General features: G+C 71.6%; 15 protein-coding genes. 9 read left to right on the top strand and 6 right to left on the bottom strand.

Translation table 11 applies throughout. The annotated features are described in order from the left end of the window. The first annotated feature begins 1 nt into the window (after position 1). The 5 genes from EKD16_RS04260 (at position 2) to EKD16_RS04240 (ending at position 3831) form a co-directional block, all read left to right on the top strand. Entirely contained in the window at positions 2–958 is a 957-nt protein-coding gene (locus tag EKD16_RS04260) for an amino acid ABC transporter permease (RefSeq protein WP_242677227.1), read from the top strand. A 92-nt stretch (positions 959–1050) separates the two neighbouring features. Then, complete coding sequence (locus EKD16_RS04255; protein WP_131102007.1) at positions 1051–1803, top strand: amino acid ABC transporter ATP-binding protein; 753 nt, start codon at positions 1051–1053, stop codon at positions 1801–1803. Between the two features lie 146 nt (positions 1804–1949). Further along, positions 1950–2444: a GNAT family N-acetyltransferase gene (locus EKD16_RS04250; protein WP_131097194.1), complete on the top strand. Its 495-nt coding sequence runs from the start codon at positions 1950–1952 to the stop codon at positions 2442–2444. Positions 2445–2605: 161 nt separating this feature from the next. Next, entirely contained in the window at positions 2606–3031 is a 426-nt protein-coding gene (locus EKD16_RS04245) for an ATP-binding protein (RefSeq protein ID WP_131097193.1), read from the top strand. A gap of 41 nt (positions 3032–3072) precedes the next feature. Next, the gene (locus EKD16_RS04240) at positions 3073–3831 is read left to right on the top strand and encodes an RNA polymerase sigma factor SigF (protein WP_207391525.1); all 759 of its coding nucleotides are present in this window, start codon (positions 3073–3075) and stop codon (positions 3829–3831) included. Between the two features lie 25 nt (positions 3832–3856). Here EKD16_RS04240 and EKD16_RS04235 read toward each other — a convergent pair whose 3' ends face one another. Next, entirely contained in the window at positions 3857–4264 is a 408-nt protein-coding gene (locus tag EKD16_RS04235; RefSeq protein ID WP_131097192.1) for a hypothetical protein, read from the bottom strand. A gap of 116 nt (positions 4265–4380) precedes the next feature. Between EKD16_RS04235 and EKD16_RS04230 the strand changes: the two genes are divergently transcribed. Further along, positions 4381–5316, top strand: a complete 936-nt coding sequence (locus EKD16_RS04230; protein WP_131097191.1) for a diacylglycerol/lipid kinase family protein — start codon at positions 4381–4383, stop codon at positions 5314–5316. Positions 5317–5632: 316 nt separating this feature from the next. Then, a complete protein-coding gene (locus EKD16_RS04225; protein WP_131097190.1) occupies positions 5633–5890 on the top strand; it encodes a WhiB family transcriptional regulator in 258 nt (85 codons plus the stop codon). Between the two features lie 237 nt (positions 5891–6127). Here the strand turns inward: EKD16_RS04225 and EKD16_RS04220 are convergent, their stop codons facing one another. Next, a complete protein-coding gene (locus EKD16_RS04220; protein ID WP_131097189.1) occupies positions 6128–7672 on the bottom strand; it encodes a sensor histidine kinase in 1545 nt (514 codons plus the stop codon). A 97-nt stretch (positions 7673–7769) separates the two neighbouring features. Between EKD16_RS04220 and EKD16_RS04215 the strand changes: the two genes are divergently transcribed. Together EKD16_RS04215 and EKD16_RS04210 are read left to right on the top strand one after the other, a co-directional pair. Next, the gene (locus EKD16_RS04215) at positions 7770–8513 is read left to right on the top strand and encodes a GntR family transcriptional regulator (RefSeq protein WP_131097188.1); all 744 of its coding nucleotides are present in this window, start codon (positions 7770–7772) and stop codon (positions 8511–8513) included. 162 nt (positions 8514–8675) lie between these two features. Beyond that, the gene (locus tag EKD16_RS04210) at positions 8676–10355 is read left to right on the top strand and encodes an acetolactate synthase (RefSeq protein WP_131097187.1); all 1680 of its coding nucleotides are present in this window, start codon (positions 8676–8678) and stop codon (positions 10353–10355) included. A 1789-nt stretch (positions 10356–12144) separates the two neighbouring features. Here the strand turns inward: EKD16_RS04210 and EKD16_RS04205 are convergent. From EKD16_RS04205 to EKD16_RS04190, 4 genes are all read right to left on the bottom strand, one after another. After that, on the bottom strand, positions 12145–12528 hold the full coding sequence (locus EKD16_RS04205; protein WP_131097186.1) for a thioesterase family protein: 384 nt from the start codon (positions 12526–12528) through the stop codon (positions 12145–12147). 73 nt (positions 12529–12601) lie between these two features. Continuing rightward, positions 12602–12814, bottom strand: coding sequence for a biotin/lipoyl-binding carrier protein (locus tag EKD16_RS04200; RefSeq protein WP_131097185.1), 213 nt, complete (start codon positions 12812–12814; stop codon positions 12602–12604). A gap of 152 nt (positions 12815–12966) precedes the next feature. Continuing rightward, on the bottom strand, positions 12967–14250 hold the full coding sequence (locus EKD16_RS04195; RefSeq protein ID WP_131102003.1) for an HD-GYP domain-containing protein: 1284 nt from the start codon (positions 14248–14250) through the stop codon (positions 12967–12969). A gap of 20 nt (positions 14251–14270) precedes the next feature. Then, a complete protein-coding gene (locus EKD16_RS04190; RefSeq protein WP_242677226.1) occupies positions 14271–15623 on the bottom strand; it encodes an HD-GYP domain-containing protein in 1353 nt (450 codons plus the stop codon). Positions 15624–16160: the final 537 nt, after the last annotated feature.

The following is a 16160-nucleotide window of genomic DNA, read 5'->3' as shown; positions in this document are numbered from 1 at the left end:
CGTGAGCACCACTCCCGACTCCCCCCGGCCGGCGTACGGCGCGCCGGCCGGGCAATCCCCGCCCGAACCCGTCAAGGCCGTACCCGTCCGCCATCCCGGCCGCTGGGTCGCGGCGGGTGTCCTGCTGCTGCTCGCCGCGATGTTCGTGCACATGCTCATCACGAACGACGCCTTCGACTGGCCGTTCCTGTTCGAGCAGATGTTCTCCGCGCCGGTGCTCATCGGTGTGCGCACGACGATCATCCTGGCGGCGGTGTCGCTGGCGATCGGCATCGCGATCGGCATCGTCGTGGCCATCATGCGCCTGTCGGACAACCCGGTGCTGGTTGCCGTGGCGTGGGTGTACACCTGGTTCTTCCGCGCGGTGCCGCGCATCGTGCTGTGCGTGCTGTTCGGCAACATCGCGATCCTGTACCAGACGATCGAGTTCGGCGTCCCCTTCGACAACTACTGGCTGCCGCTGCTCGGCTTCGAGGACGGCGCCCGGTTCTACTCGGTGCCGATGGAGACGCTGCTCAGCCCGTTCGTCGCGGCGGTCATCGCGCTGTCGCTGTCGCAGGGCGCCTACATGGGCGAGATCGTGCGCGCCGGACTGCTGTCGGTCGAGAAAGGCCAGACCGAGGCGGCCCAGGCGCTGGGCATGAGCCACGGGCTGGTGCTCCGGCGCATCACCCTGCCCCAGGCGCTGCGGGTGATCATCCCGCCGACCGGCAACGAGGCCACGGCGATCATGAAGGACACCTCGCTGGTGTCGGCGATCCCGCTGACCACCGAGCTGTTCTTCCAGCTCCAGCAGATCGGCGCCCGCACCTTCAACCTCTTCCCGATGCTGGTGGCCGCCTGCCTGTGGTACCTGGCGATCACCAGCGTGATGATGGTGATCCAGTACTACCTGGAGCAGACGTTCAACCGCGCCGACCGCGGCACGCGGACCGTCGGTGTCCGCGGTGCGGCGTAGCGGACGGATTCACGGCGAGTAGTGAGCAGGACGGCGAGTTGACCCAGAACACCGCGGAAGCCGGTGCGGTGACCGGCCACGGAGACGACCGGATGGTCGTGGCCGAGAACGTGCACAAGTACTTCGGCCGCCTGGAGGTGCTGCGCGGCATCGACCTGCAGGTGCGCCGCGGGGAAGTCACCTGCGTGGTGGGGCCCTCCGGATCGGGCAAGTCCACATTCCTGCGCTGCATCAACCACCTGGAGAAGATCAACGCGGGGCGGCTGTGGGTCGACGGGCAGCTGATGGGCTACCGGCAGCGGGCCGGCAAGCTCTACGAGCTGCACGACGCCCAGGTCGCCCGGCAGCGCCGCGGCATCGGCATGGTCTTCCAGAACTTCAACCTCTTCCCGCACATGACGGTCCTCGGCAACGTCATGGAGGCTCCGGTGCGCGTCAATCGCGAGCCGCGCTCGGCCGTCCGGGACCGGGCGCTGGAGCTGCTGGGCCGCGTGGGGCTGGCCGGCAAAGCCGGGGAGTACCCGCGCCGGCTTTCCGGCGGACAGCAGCAGCGCGTGGCCATCGCCCGCGCGCTGGCGATGCGCCCGGAGCTGATGCTCTTCGACGAGCCGACCAGCGCGCTCGACCCGGAACTGGTGGGCGAGGTGCTGGACGTGATGAAGGGGCTGGCCGAGGACGGGATGACCATGGTCGTGGTGACCCACGAGATGGGATTCGCCCGCGAGGTCGGCGACAGCCTGGTCTTCATGGACGAAGGCGTCGTCGTGGAGTCCGGCGCACCGCGCGAGGTGCTCGCCGACCCCCAGCACGAGCGCACCCGCTCGTTCCTGTCCAAGGTGCTGTGAGGCGCCGGCGGCGCGCGCCGGCGTCCGCGGCGGCCCGGCGCGCATCGGCGCTGGGTAGCGTAGGAGGCGACCGGCGGCCGCCGCCTTCGCCTTGCCGCGGGCACGCCACGTGCCCCTCCGACCATCCGCCGCTTTCGAGGAGAGCCGTGATCCGCCCCGCCCGTCCCGAGGACGTCCCCGTCATCCACCGGCTGGTCGGTGAGCTCGCCGACTACGAGAAGGAGCCGGAGGCGGCCGTGGCCACCCGGGCCCAGCTCCACGCGGCGCTGTTCGGCGAGGACCCCACGGCCGCGGCGCACATCGCCGAACACGTGCCCGACGACGGCTCTCCCGCCGTGGTGGCCGGGTTCGCGCTGTGGTTCCGCAACTACTCCACGTGGACCGGCAATCCCGGCATCTACCTGGAGGACCTCTTCGTCCGCCCGGAACTGCGCGGCCGCGGCTACGGCAAGGCGCTGCTCACCGAACTCGCGGCGTTGTGCGTCGAACGCGGCTACGACCGATTGCAGTGGTGGGTGCTGGACTGGAACACGCCGTCCATCGACTTCTACAAGTCCCTCGGCGCCCAGGCCATGGACGCCTGGACCGTCTTCCGGCTCGACGGCGCCGCGCTGCAGGCTCTCGGCGAGCGGGCGGGCTGACCCGCCGGAGCGCGCGGCTCTTCCGGCTGCGGCCGGGCGGTGTCCGAGACTAGAGGTCGTAAGCCGCGGACGGGACACGGGCGCAGGTGTGTGCACCGGGCGCGGACCGAAACACGATAGATTGCACTCAAGCGGCAATCTCGCTTCCCGCAAGGAGGGACGTGACCGAAGAAACCGCCGCACCGTCGCCCGGTGCAACGGATGTGCGTGACGCTGTGACGGTCCGGATGCCGGCCGACAGTGCCTATCTGTCCGTCCTGCGCACCGCCACGGCGGGCTTGGCGGCACGACTCGACTTCACCCTCGACGAGATCGAGGACCTGCGCATCGGGGTCGACGAGGCGTGCGCGATGCTGCTCACGCAGGCATTGCCGGGGACCGACCTGACCACCGACTTCGAACTCACCGGGGACGGCATGCGCATCTCCGTCTCGGTGCTGACAGCCGACGGCCGGCTCCCCGCGCGCGACACGTTCGCCTGGACCGTCCTCTCGGCCCTGGCCGGAGAGGTCGACGCCGACGCCGGCCCTGACGACCGCGTCTCCATCGTGCTGCACAAACGGCGCGGCGTGGCGGAGACGGCGTGAGCGAGAGGGGGCCCGCTCTGACCGCGAAGACGGAGCACGCGGTGCCGGACCGCGCCCGTGCACGAGAGTTGTTCGAGCGCCTGAGCGAGCTTCCCGAGGACGCTCCCGAACGGCAACGTATCCGCGACGAGCTGGTCGAGCTGCACCTCCCGCTGGTGGAGTACCTGGCGCGCCGCTTCCGCAACCGCGGCGAGTGGCTGGACGACCTCACGCAGGTCGCCACCATCGGGCTGATCAAGTCCATCGACCGGTTCGACCTGGACCGCGGCGTGGAGTTCTCCACCTACGCCACGCCCACCATCGTCGGCGAGATCAAGCGGCACTTCCGCGACAAGGGCTGGGCCGTGCGGGTGCCGCGGCGGCTCCAGGAGTTGAAGCTGTCGCTGACCAAGGCGGTCAGCGACCTCTCCCAGCGCGAGGGCCGGGCGCCCACCGTCCACGAACTGGCCGAGCACCTCGGGATGACCGAGGAGGAGGTGCTGGAGGGGCTGGAGTCGGCCAACGCCTACTCGACGGTTTCGCTGGACGCGCCCGACAGCGGGGACGAGGACGCCCCGGCGGTCGCCGACTCGCTCGGCATCGTCGACGACTCGCTGGAGGGCGTGGAGTACCGGGAGTCGCTCAAGCCGCTGCTGGAGCAGCTGCCCCCGCGCGAGAAGCGCATCCTGCTGCTGCGCTTCTTCGGCAATATGACCCAGTCGCAGATCGCCCAGGAGCTGGGCATCTCCCAGATGCACGTCTCGCGGCTGCTGGCGCGCACGCTGGCCCAGCTGCGCTACGCGCTCACCTCAGACGAGTAGGGGTAGCCGCGCGCCGAGCGCGCGGCTACCCCTCGGAACGGCCGCCGCGGCGCCCGCCGTCGGGGAAAAGGGCGGCGGTGGTGGTGGGGGCCAGCACGAGCACCAGGCCGACTGCCGCGACGGCGGCCATGGCAGCCGCGGCGGCGTACTGGCCGCTGGTGGCCATGTAATAGGCGACCACCAGCACGAAGATCTGTGTGAGCAGCACCGGCGTGCGCGCCCACTCGTGCAGCCGCAGGAGCCCCCACGCGCAGTAGCCGGCGGCCCCGGCGGCCAGCAGCGCGAGCACGGTCAGCGGGAGCGCGGCACCGGCGTCGGCGGCGCGGCCGAGCAGGGTCTCGACCAGGACGTAGCCGCCCCCGACGGCGAGCGCGGCGGTGACCAGGGCCTGGACGGCGGCGGCGAGCGTGACGGTTACGGGGCGCGAAGACACGTGCAAAGCCTATCCGCCCCGCTCAGGGGTCCTTCACCGCCGCCGCATCCCGCCTCGCCGCCCGAGTCCGCGCTCCGGGGCGCCGGAAGGGCCGGGGCACCCCTACACTGGTCCGCGTGCGCGCCCTGTTCATCGTCAATCCGCAGGCCACTACGACCACGCCCCGCTCCCGCGATGTCCTGGTCGGTGCCATCGCCCGCGAGATGGAGCTGGACGTCGCCCAGACGGAGTACCGCGACCACGCCCGCGAGCTGGCTCAGCAGGCGGCGGCCGAGGGCTACGAGCTCGTCATCAGCCTCGGCGGCGACGGCACGGTGAACGAGATCGTCAACGGCCTGCTGGCCACCCCGGAAGGGCTGCAGAGGCCCAGTTTCGCGGCTCTGCCCGGCGGCAGCGCCAACGTCTTCGTCCGGGCGCTTGGCCTGCCCGCCGACCCCATCGAGGCCACCGGCGCCGTACTGGAGGCGGCACGGGCCGGCGAGCGCCGCTCGGTGGGGCTGGGGCGCCTGCGCAGCGACACCGACGACCGGTACTTCACCTTCTGCGCCGGGTTCGGCTGGGACGCCGACGTGGTGCACGAGGTCGACCGGATGCGGCGCAGCGGGCGGCGCGCCTCACCGGGGCTCTACATCTCGACGGCGCTGAAGCTGTTCCTGCGCGGCGACGTCAGCGTGCCCTCGCTGCGCATCGAGGCTCCGGGCCACGAACCGGTGCACGACCTGTACTTCGCACTGGCCACCAACACCACGCCGTGGACCTACGCGGGGGCCGTCCCGGTACAGCCCACGCCGCGCTCCCGGTTCGGCCTGGGCCTGGACGTGTTCGCGCTGACGCAGGTGCGCACCGTCCGCACCGCCCAACTGCTGCGCCAGATGCTCTCGCACCGGGGCGTGCCGCCCTACGGTCCGGGCTACGTGTCGTGGCACGACAAGAGCGCGGTACAGATCACATCGCGCACTCCGCGGGCATTCCAGATCGACGGCGAATACCTCGGACACCGAAAACGGGTCAATCTCGAATCCGTACCGAAGGCATTACGAATCGTCGGTTAAGAGCCACCGAATAAACGGCTGATAACCCCTGTGACGCACACGACACGCTGTTGTCCAGGTTGGTTGACGCTCACCCTTGCATGCGTCGATCAATGCTGTCACGCTCAAAAGTGTCGCCGCACGTTACGGGCGAGTAAAAGGGAGATTCCGAGGTCAGGGAGCGCGGCGCGGCTCCATGCGACCAGCGGACCCCTGGGCGCCCGCGAGCCGGGCGCACGTCGGACCGGGAGTCAACGATGACACGCGCCTGGTCTTCGCCGACTTAGTGAATTCGTTCACAAAGCGCACGCATCCCTCACCGTGAGGAGTGATCCGCATGGACTGGCGTCACCACGCCGCCTGCCAAGACGAGGACCCCGAGCTGTTCTTCCCGATCGGGAACTCCGGCCCGGCCCTGATCCAGATCGAGGAGGCCAAAGAGGTGTGCCGGGCCTGCCCGGTGAGCAGCGCGTGCCTTCGCTGGGCCCTGGAGTCCGGCCAGGACGGCGGTGTGTGGGGCGGGATGAGCGAGGACGAGCGCCGCGCGCTGAAGCGCCGCCGCACCCCCACCGCCATGGCGCGTTCCTCGCTCTGAGCCCACCGCTTCAGGATCGCACGCCCCGCTCGGCCGGGCGACCGCGCCCCCGGCCTGTAGACCGGTACCGTGCCCTGCCGGGCCTTCCCGGCCCCACCTGCACATCCCCACTGCCCAACCCCGCTAACGCCTGCCCGCCCGCCGACGCGGGGCGGGCGGCGGGGGTCGGCCGGCGCCGTGCGCCGCGCCCGCCCTACCGCGGCACACCGCCCGCAGCCCGCCGGACCGCCGGTCCCCTCAGTTGTAGGGCTCGAAGTGGCGCTCGACCGGCAGTTCGATCGCGACCTTGGTGCCGCCGTTCTCCTGGGGCTTGATCTCCAGCGACCCGCCGAGCTCGCCGACGATGAGCGTGCGCACGATCTGCAGACCCAGGCTCGCGGTGCCCTCGACGTCGAAGTCGTCGGGGAGCCCGCCGCCGTCGTCGGTCACCTCGATGAGTAGCCGGCCGCCGCCGTCCTCCTCGTTCAGCGGTGCGTCGTCGCGCCGGGCCCGCACCTCTATGCGGCCGGGCCCGTAGCGCAGCCCGTGCTCGACCGCGTTCTGCACCAGTTCGGCGAGCACCATCGACAACGGGGTGGCCACCAGCGCCGACAGCAGCCCGAACTGCCCCTCGCGGCGGGGATGCACCTCCGCCTCGGTGGAGGAGACCTCGGCGGCCATCTCGATGACGCGGTCGGCGATGTCGTCGAAGTCGACCACCTCGTCGGGGGTGTGCGAGAGCATCTCGTGCACGATGGCGATCGAGCCGACCCTGCGCACCGCCTCGTCCAGTGCTGCGCGCCCCTCGGGGACCTCCAGCCGCCTCGACTGCAGGCGCAGCAGCGCGGCGACCGTCTGCAGATTGTTCTTCACCCGGTGATGGATCTCCCGGATGGTGGCGTCCTTGGTCATCAGCTCGCGCTCACGGCGGCGCAGCTCGGTGACGTCGCGCACCATGACCAGCGCACCGATGCGCACCCCGCCAACAACCAGCGGGATGGAACGCAGCTGGATGGTGGAGCCGCGGCCCTCGACCTCGGCCTCCTGAGGCACCCGGCCCCCGGCGGTCCAGGTCAGCGACTCGTCGCGGGCGTCGGCGGCCGCGGCCAGCTCCAGCGTGGTGTGGGCCAGGCGCGCACCCACCAGGTCGGCGGTCAGCCCAAGACGCCGGTAGGCGGACAGCGCGTTGGGGCTCGCGTAGACCACCTCGCCGTCCTGGTCCAGTCGCAGCAGCCCGTCGCCCACCCGCGGTGAGCGCACCATCAGCGGCCCCTGGTCGCTGAACGGGAACTCGCCCTCGGCGATCATCTGCGCGAGATCGCTGGCGCTCTGCAGGTAGGTCAGTTCCAGCCGGCTCGGCGTGCGCGCCGAACTGAGATTGGTGCTGCGCTGGATCACCCCGATCAGCTTGCCCGCGCGCCGCACCGGAATGGTCTCCTCGCGCACGGGCACGCCGCCGGACCAGTCGGGGTCGCCCTCGCGGCAGATGCGCCCCTCGTGCCAGGCGCGGTCGATGAGCAGGCGCCGGCCCGACAGCCGCCCCGGTTCCGCGGCGATCCCGCTCACATCGTCGCGCAGCGTGGCCTCGACCAGGTCGTCCTGGAAAGCGGTGGGACCCGTGGTGGGCCGCATCTGGGAGACCGCCACCCAGCCGGTGTCGTCACGCAGGCGCACCCACAGCACCAGGTCGGCGAAGGAGAGGTCGGCCAGCAGCTGCCAGTCCGATACCAGCGAGTGGAACCACTCCAGATCGGCCGTCTTGAGCGCCGTATAGCGTCGGATGAGATCACTGAGGTGAGGCACTCACAAATCATCCCACGGTTGCAGGCATACTCATAGGAACGCACTCGACCAGTGGTCCACACCAATAACGACCGGGGAAGCGGTGGAGGAGTCCGACGTGACGGGTCAGCGAACGCTCGAAGACGGTCACCGAGTTCCGAAGTATTACCAGGTCAAGAAGCTGCTCCTGGAACTCATCGAGGCCATGCCCGCCGGTAACCCGGTACCGCCCGAACGCGCCCTCGCGGCCCAGTTCGCGACCTCGCGTACCACGGTCCGCCAAGCGCTGACCGAGATGGTGGTCGAGGGCCGGCTGCTGCGCATCCAGGGCAAGGGCACCTTCGTCGCCAAGCCGAAGGTGGCCCAGGTGCTCCAGCTGACCAGCTACACACAGGAGATGCGCTCGCACGGCCTGCACCCGGCCACGCGCATCCTCGACGTCAGCTACATCAACGCCGACGACCAGCTGGCCGAACTGCTGGCGATCCGCTCAGGGGGACGGGTACTGCGCATCGAGCGGCTGCGGCTGGCCAACGGCGAGCCGATGGCCGTCGAGACGGCGCACCTGGCGGCGCGCCGCTTCCCCGGCCTGCGCCGCCAGCTCGACCGCTACGCGTCGCTTTACGAGGCGCTGGCAAGCGCCTACGAGGTACGCCTGGTCGAGGCCGAGGCCACCATCGAAACCGTGCTGGCCACGCCCAACGAGGCGCGGCTGCTGGGCGTGGACGTGGGGCTGCCGCTGGTGCTGCACTGCCAGCACAGCTTCGACGGCGAGGGCCACCCCGTGGAATGGGTGCGCTCGCTCTACCGCGGCGACCGCTACAAGTTCGTCACCCGGCTGCGCCCGCCCGAGGTGGAGTGACCGGTGCCGGACGAAGGGGCGGGCCCTTCGAGTGGACTACCGCACACGGTGTGGGTGGAATCACTCCATTTTTGATAACTTACCGGCGAGTAGATCGCGCGACGGCGCCGACGCCGCTTCCCGACCCGACAGCCCGCCTCCGCCACGAAGGAGTGTGCCGCCATGTCCACACCGCCGGTCCCCGTACCGCCGCCCTTCACCGGACGCCTGAGCGGGCACGGCGGTGCGCACGCCGTCGAGGTCGCCCGCCACCACGGCATCGACACCATGTTCACTCTCAGCGGCGGACACGTCTTCCCTCTCTACGACGGCGCGGTCAAGCCCGAGACCACGATGCGGCTGCTCGACGTCCGCCACGAGCAGACCGCCGTCTTCGCCGCCGAGGGCATCGGCAAGCTGACGCGGCGCGCGGGACTGGCCGTGGTGACCGCCGGGCCGGGCGTCACCAACGCGGTCAGCGGAGTCGCCGGCGCCCGCTTCAGCGGCTCTCCGCTGATCCTGGTGGGCGGGCGCGCCCCCGACTCCCGGTGGGGCCAGGGGCTGCTGCAGGAGCTCGACCAGCCGCCGCTGCTGGACTCGGTCACCAAGCGCGCCTGGACCGTGCACGCCACCGACGGCATCGGCGCGGCGCTGGACGAGGCCGCCCTGCTGGCCAACGGGGCCCACCGCGGTCCGGTGTTCCTCGATATCCCCATGGACCGCCTCTACGACCAGGCCGAGGTCGAACTGGCGCCCTCCGGCGGGGCCGCCGACCGCGCGCCCGACCCGGGCCGCGTCAGCGAGGCGGCCCGCCTCATCGGCGAAGCGGAGCGGCCGGTACTCGTCTACGGCTCCGACGTCTGGCTCGACGGCGCCGCACAGGAGGCGCTGGAGGCCGCCGAGGAGCTGCGCATCCCCGTCATCACCAACGGCCAGGGCCGCGGGGTGCTGCCCGGCGGCCACCCCCTGCTGGCCAACCGGGCGCGGGGAGCCGCCCTGGGCCGCGCCGACCTCGTCGTCGTGGTGGGTACGCCGCTGGACTTCCGGCTGGGGCACGGCCTCTTCGGCGGAAAGGACGGATACCCGCTGGCCCGGGTCGTGCACGTGGCCGACTCCGCCGAGCAGGTCACCGAGCACATGACACCCGCCGCCGCGGTGTGGGGGGACCTGGCCGCGGCACTGCGCGGCATCGCCGGCGCCGCCAAGCCGACCGCCGCCGCCGACAGCTGGCGCACCGAGATCGCCGAGGCCGCGGCCGCGGCGACCGCATCCGACTCCGACGCGCTCGCCAGCGAGAGCGACCCGATCCACCCCGCGCGCATCTACGGCGAACTCAACCGACTGCTCGACGACGACGCCGTCGTCATCGGCGACGGCGGCGACTTCGTCTCCTACGCCGGCAAGTACGTCGAGCCCCGGCACCCCGGCCAGTGGCTCGACCCGGGCCCCTTCGGCTGCCTGGGCACCGGCATGGGCTACTCCATCGCCGCCCGGCTGGCCCGCCCCTCCTCGCAGGTCGTGACGCTGCTGGGCGACGGTGCGGCCGGGTTCTCGCTCATGGACGTCGACACCCTGGTGCGGCACAGGCTGCCCGTGGTGATGGTCTGCGGCAACAACGGCATCTGGGGGCTGGAGAAAGCGCCCATGCAGATGCTCTACGGCTACGACGTCGCCGCCGAGCTGAGGCCGCAGACCCGCTACGACGAGGTCGTGCGCGCCTTGGGCGGCGGCGGAGAGCTGGTGACCGACCCCGCGGAGATCGGCCCGGCCCTGCGCCGCGCCTTCGACTCCGGGGTGCCCTACATGGTCAACGTGGCCACCGACCCGGGCGACCTCTACCCGCGCAAGACGATGGGCGTGTGAGCGAAGAAGCGGCAACGGGCGGCACGACAGGCGCGGCCGGGCGGACGGCTGAGGTCTGCGGGAAGCCGCGGCATGCGCTCGGCAGCAAGCCGGCGCACGGCGCTTCGCGCATCGGCGCCCATAGCCGCGGCCCCCGGGCGGTCCCGGCCCCGGCGCCTCCCGGTGGGTTTCCGCAGCCCCGCGGGAGAGCCGCGGTTAGTAGGCCGTGATTAAGGACGCCGATCTGCTGTGCGGCCTTGTTGGACTGCCGAATGACGGGCGGTCTCGGAGATGCAGCGGCGACGGCCGCGGAGGGCCGGGCCCGCGGTCGTCGGGTCGGGTGCCCGCCGGTGACCGTGGCCGACGCGAACGGGTCGGCTCCGCTGGGCGGCCTTGTTGGTCTGCCGAGCGGCGGGGCGCCTGACGGGGAACGACGGGCGGCGAGGGCGGCGGAGGGCCGGGCCCGCGGTCGACGCACCCGGTGCCCGCCGGTGACCGTGGCCGACGCGAACGGGTCGGCTCCGCTGGGCGGCCTTGCTGGTCTGCCGAGCGGCGGGGCGCCTGCGGCGCGGCTTGGCCCGTCTATCGTGAACTTATGGTCGCAGGAAGGCGTATTCTGCGGCCATAAGTTCGCGATCATCGCCGGTATGTCCGGCTGGGTGTCGCCGTGTTCCGGCCGGGCCCGCACCGGCGCTCGCACGCCCCCGGGGTGCGCCGGATCGGGGGCCCGGGGGCGACGACACGTCGCGCGTGGCGCCCGGACGCGGCCGCCGGCTGCCCCCCCCCGCCCCCCGATGGAGCCGACTTTTGAGAGCATATGACCGTTTTGCGGGCGGCCTCGGCGGACGCAACGGCCGCGAGACGCACGAAAAGTTGACCTCGGAGGCGTTTTCGCGCCATTCAGCGCGCTTCGTGGGCCATCGCCGCCGCGGCGCGACTGCGGGTCCACCGAGGAATCGGGTATTGACTGACAAAACACCCGTGTTGTGGCTCGACCCTCCGCGGCCGGGGCCGGTGACCGCTGCCCCGACTACCACGGGCACGGCCCGCCAGCGTCGTCGCCGCCCTCGTCGGCCGCCGTCACCGGCGAGTACCGGAACCGACGTGCGCAGGCCCGGCCATCCGCCGTCCTCGCCGCGGCTTTTCAGCCACGTCCACCCGTCATCCGGCAGACCGACAAGGCCGCCCAGCGGGCCGGGTCCGCGTCGGGTGCGCCACCGGCGAGCACCCGACCCGGCAACCACAGGCCCGGCCATCCGCCACCGTCGCCGCCGCTTTCCAGTGAAGACCACCCCGCCTTCCGGCAGACCAACAAGGCCGCCCAGCGGAGCCGACCCGCCCCGCCGCACGCCCGACCGGCGGGCACCCGGCCCGTTGGGCACGGGCCCAGCCCCCGCCGTCCTCAGCGCTGCTTTTCCGCAAGATCGCCCGTCATCCGGCAGACCAACAAGGCCGCCCAACCGACCCGAGCAGCCCCCGTCGCGCGCGCCACCGGCGGGCACCCGACCCGGTGACCGCGGAGCCCGGCCCACCGCCGCCGTCGCCGCTTTTCCGTACGACCGCCCGTACCCGGCAGACCGACAAGGCCGCCCAACCGACCCGAGCAGCCCTCGTCGGGCGCTCAACCGGCGAGCCCCCGACCCCTCGACCGGCGGCCCGACCCACCGCTGTCCTCGGTGCCCGCTGCTCTCCGTCAACCAGCCCGCCGCTCGGCAGGGGCAAGGCCAAGGCAAGTCCGCGTAGCGGATTCGAGCCCAACGGCCCGCCCGCCCATCGGAGTCGGACCGATCCAGCACTTCTCGAACACGGCTTAGGACCGCGCGGCGGCCGTGAAGCGCGCGCGGTCGACCACCACGCGCTCTACGGTGCCGCGCGCCAACTCTCCGCCGCCGGTCTGGGCCACGGTGACGTCGAAGACCAGCCGCTTGCCGTCGACCAGCCGCAGCCCGGCCTCGGCCCGCACCCCGGCGCCCACGGCCGAGGCAGCCAGGTGCGAGAGCGCGACCTCGGTGCCCACCGTGGTGCTGCCCTCGTCCAGCTGCCCGGCCGTCGCGGCGACCGTCGCCGCCTCGGCGAGCGCCAGCACGCGCGGCGTGGCCAGCACCGGCACATCGCCGCTGCCCAGGGCCAGGGCGGTGTCCTCCTCGCCGACCCGCAGGTCGGCGGTGCCCCGTAGTCCTCGCATGATCGCCATGGCAACCGAACCTACCCTGGTGCACCGCCCGGCCCGGCACCGCTGTCCACCTGGCGCGGCGCCACGGCGCGCGCTACTCGACGACGGCCAGTAGGTCGCCCTCCTGCACGACGTCGCCCTCGTCGACGTCGACGCTGATCACCCGGCCCGGATCCTCGGTGAGCACCGGGACCTCCATCTTCATCGCTTCCAGGATGAGCAGGGTGTCGCCCTCGTCCACCCGGTCGCCCTCATGGGTCGTCACCTGGAAGACGTTGGCGGCCGTCTCCGCGCGTATCTCGGCCATGGTGCCCCCTTCGTTTTACCGGTGGGCGCCTACCCGGAAGCGGAGCACACGAACCGGCTCGTGCCGTCTGCGGCGAACCGCGGCCTGCTCGCTCCGGAGGCCGCGCCGCCCCGCGCGCCCAGCCTAGCCAGGGGTGGGGCGGTCCGAGCGCCTCACCAGTGGGCTGAGGCGCGTTCGAGGGCGCGGGCGGCGGCCTCGACCACCTCGGGATCGTACTCGCCGGCTCCGTCCATGCGCAGCCGCTCCAGCACCGCCTGTTCGCGCTCGGGGTCGGCGGATTCGCCGACGAGGTCGTCCACGGCGTTGGCGACCTTGATGATCCGGCTGCCCAGCGGTGGCGGGCCGTCCTCTCCGTCGCCCGCATAGGGCTCGCACTGGCGGCGGACCAGCTCGGCCACCGAGTCCAGCACGCCGGTCTCGCGGATGACCGCCGAGCCGAGTTCGGCGATGCGGCGCTGCTCGCGCGGCAGGGCGAACACGGTCGCCCCGCTGGCGATGGGATCGCGCAAGGAGAGCTGGCCGATGTCGTGCATGAGCGCCGCGTACTCCAGCTCCAGCAGATCCGACTCGCGCATGCCCAGTTCGCAGCCGACGGACTTGGCCAGGCGGCTGACGCGCCGCGAGTGGCCGGTGGCGACGTATCCGCCGACCTCGGTGACGCGTGAGAGGGCGCGCACGGTCTGCAGGTAGGTCAGCCGTACCTCGGCGAACCGGCGGAAGGCCACCTGGGTGACGAGCAGCGGCGCCGTGAACACGAGCAGTCCCGCCAGGCCGGTGATGGTGCTGGCCAGCGCGATGAGGATGCCCGAGGAGCCGATGGCCATGCCCAGCCCGGCATGGGCGCGCAGCTCGTCGCGCAGGGCGACGGTGAACCGGGTGCGCAGCCGCTCGGCGCGGATGGCGGCCGCGATGACACCGTCGGTCAGCCAGCCGGCGAGCACGACCGCCACCATCAGGCCCAGCGCGGGCCACCATGCGGCTTGGTCGGAGCCGGGCGACAGATCCTCGGCGAAAGGCCGGAACCCCAGCGTGATCACCACGATTATCATCATCCGCCGCGCGAGGTCGCTCCACTCGGGTGTGCGGCCCGCGGCGATGTGCGGGAGCTCGCCCAGGGCGAAGCCCACGGTCACCACCGCCAGCACCTGCCAGCCGGAGTGGTGCACGTCGTCGCCGCCGACGGTGAGCAGGAACGTGTAGCCGATGGCCCCCGCCGAGGCGATGGGCGCGACCTCCCGGTTGCCCGGCAGGGTGATGCGGGCGAGCTCGCCCAGCGCGATGAGCACGCCGAAGGCCAGCGCGGCCTCCGGTTCGACGAAGCCGGTGACCAGGGTCCACAGCAGCGAGCCGCCGGCGAAGCCCGCGGCCACGAGCACGACCAGCGCGCGCGCCGGACCGGCGTAGCCGCGCCGCGCGGCGCCGCGCGGCGCGCGCATCCGGTAGAAGTCCTCGGTGATCACCGTTCTGCCTCCCCGGCCACCCGCAGCGGCACGCTGGGGTCGTCGTGGTCCTGCTGGGCCACCACAGCGGAATCGTCGCCGGGCGGCTCGACGGCGTCGGGCAACTCCCAGCCGTCCCGGTCGACGGCCGTGATAAGCGCCGCCACCATCGTCGGGTCGAACTGGGTTCCGGAACCGCGCCGCAGTTCGGCGAAGGCCTCCTCGATGCTGCGCGCCTTCCGGTAGGAGCGGGTGGAGGTCATGCAGTCGAAAGCGTCGGCGACGGAGATGATGCGGGCGAACTCGGGGATGTCGGTGCCGGCCAGCCCCATGGGATAGCCGCGGCCGTCCATGCGCTCGTGGTGGTGCATGATGCCGGCCAGTGCCTCGTCCAGGAACCCGATCTCGCGGACGATCTCATAGCCGCGCATCGGATGCAGCTGAATGGCGGCGAACTCCTCTTCGGTGAGCTTGTCCGGTTTCTGCAGCACCTTGGTCGGCACGCCCAGCTTGCCGACGTCGTGCAGCATTCCGGCGTAGCGGATGGTCTGCACGCGCTCGGCGTGCATGCCCAGCTGCTGGGCGATCATGCCCGCGCCCCTGGAGACGCGCATGCAGTGCCCTCGGGTGTAGTAGTCCTTGGTCTCGACGGCCTGGCAGAGCGTGGCCAGCGTGGCTTCGTGTGCGCGCTGCTCGGCGATGCACTGGTCGAAGGCCCATCGGGCGATGAACAGCGGCAGTAGCACCAGCAGTATCGCCGGGGCCCCGATGACACCCCAGACGGCGGCGATGAACAGCCCGAGCATGCCGTAGCCCAGCGACGCCCCCTCCAGGGTGGCGAGCGTCCGCCAGCGGACCCGGCGCGGCGGCTGCAGGTGCACCACGCCCAGGCACCACATCAGGCAGCCCATCAGCAGGGCGTTGGCGACCCCGTAGACGACCAGCGCCGCGCAGAACGGTACGAGGATCCAGGGGAAGTCGGTGCGGTCGGGCGCCCCGATGCCGCCGCCCAGGGCCAGAAAGGCGTGCCCGGCGGCGTAGCCGACCAGGGCAAGCTGGCCGCCGTTGAACAGGCGCTTGACGATGTTCTGCCGTCGCAGCACGAAGGGCGCCGAGCACAGCGCGCCCGCGGCCGCGCCGATCGGTCCGACCAGGACGACGGCGGCCAGCGACGCGGCTGCGCTCGGCGAGATCCCCGCTTTGCTGTTGTGCATGGTGGTGCTGATCGACTCGGTGACCACATAGAGGACCACGACCAGCGCCAGGGTGGCCGGATCGATGCCGGCGTGCGGGCCGATCACGATCACGGCCACGGCGCTGAGGACCACGAGCCCGATGTAGACCCGTGCCGCTATCGGAAGGGCACGCAATTTGTGGTACCTCCCACCCCAAAGCCGACCGAACCGCCATGGTTTCATCGATTCCGTTCTACCACCAGCACCACCCGTTGACGCAGGCCAGCAACCAGGCCGCCATGATTCCCCGGTGCACCGTTTCGGAAATGAGCCAAGCCATGGCTGCCCCCCTGTTTTTCGGTCCGCGCGCGCCCCGCCCGCCCGGCCCAGGCCGACCCCCGGCGCGGCGCGCGAATTACCCCATCACGGTGGATATGGCAGCCAGTTTAACGGGCCGCACAGCCGACCCGATTTCCCCGAGCCGACTCAGCCCCCAGATCCGGACATCTGCGAGCGACCATTTTTCGAATTACGGAATTCCGAAGCACCATCGTAGTTATACCGATCACTCTCCGCATTCGATTCGCCACCCGCCGCCGCGCCTCGCCCGGCTCCGCATTCCCGGGATACCCCCCTTTCGTTCTGCACGCGCACCATCGCGGGCAATCACTTTGAGTAATCGAATGAGCACAGCATGCCGTATATCGTCTACAGCAGAACGCCACCATTTTT

The sequence above is a fragment of the Streptomonospora litoralis genome (genome assembly GCF_004323735.1).
In the GTDB taxonomy this organism is placed as follows: Bacteria; Actinomycetota; Actinomycetes; order Streptosporangiales; family Streptosporangiaceae; genus Streptomonospora; species Streptomonospora litoralis.
This window is presented reverse-complemented; position numbering and strand designations above follow the sequence as displayed.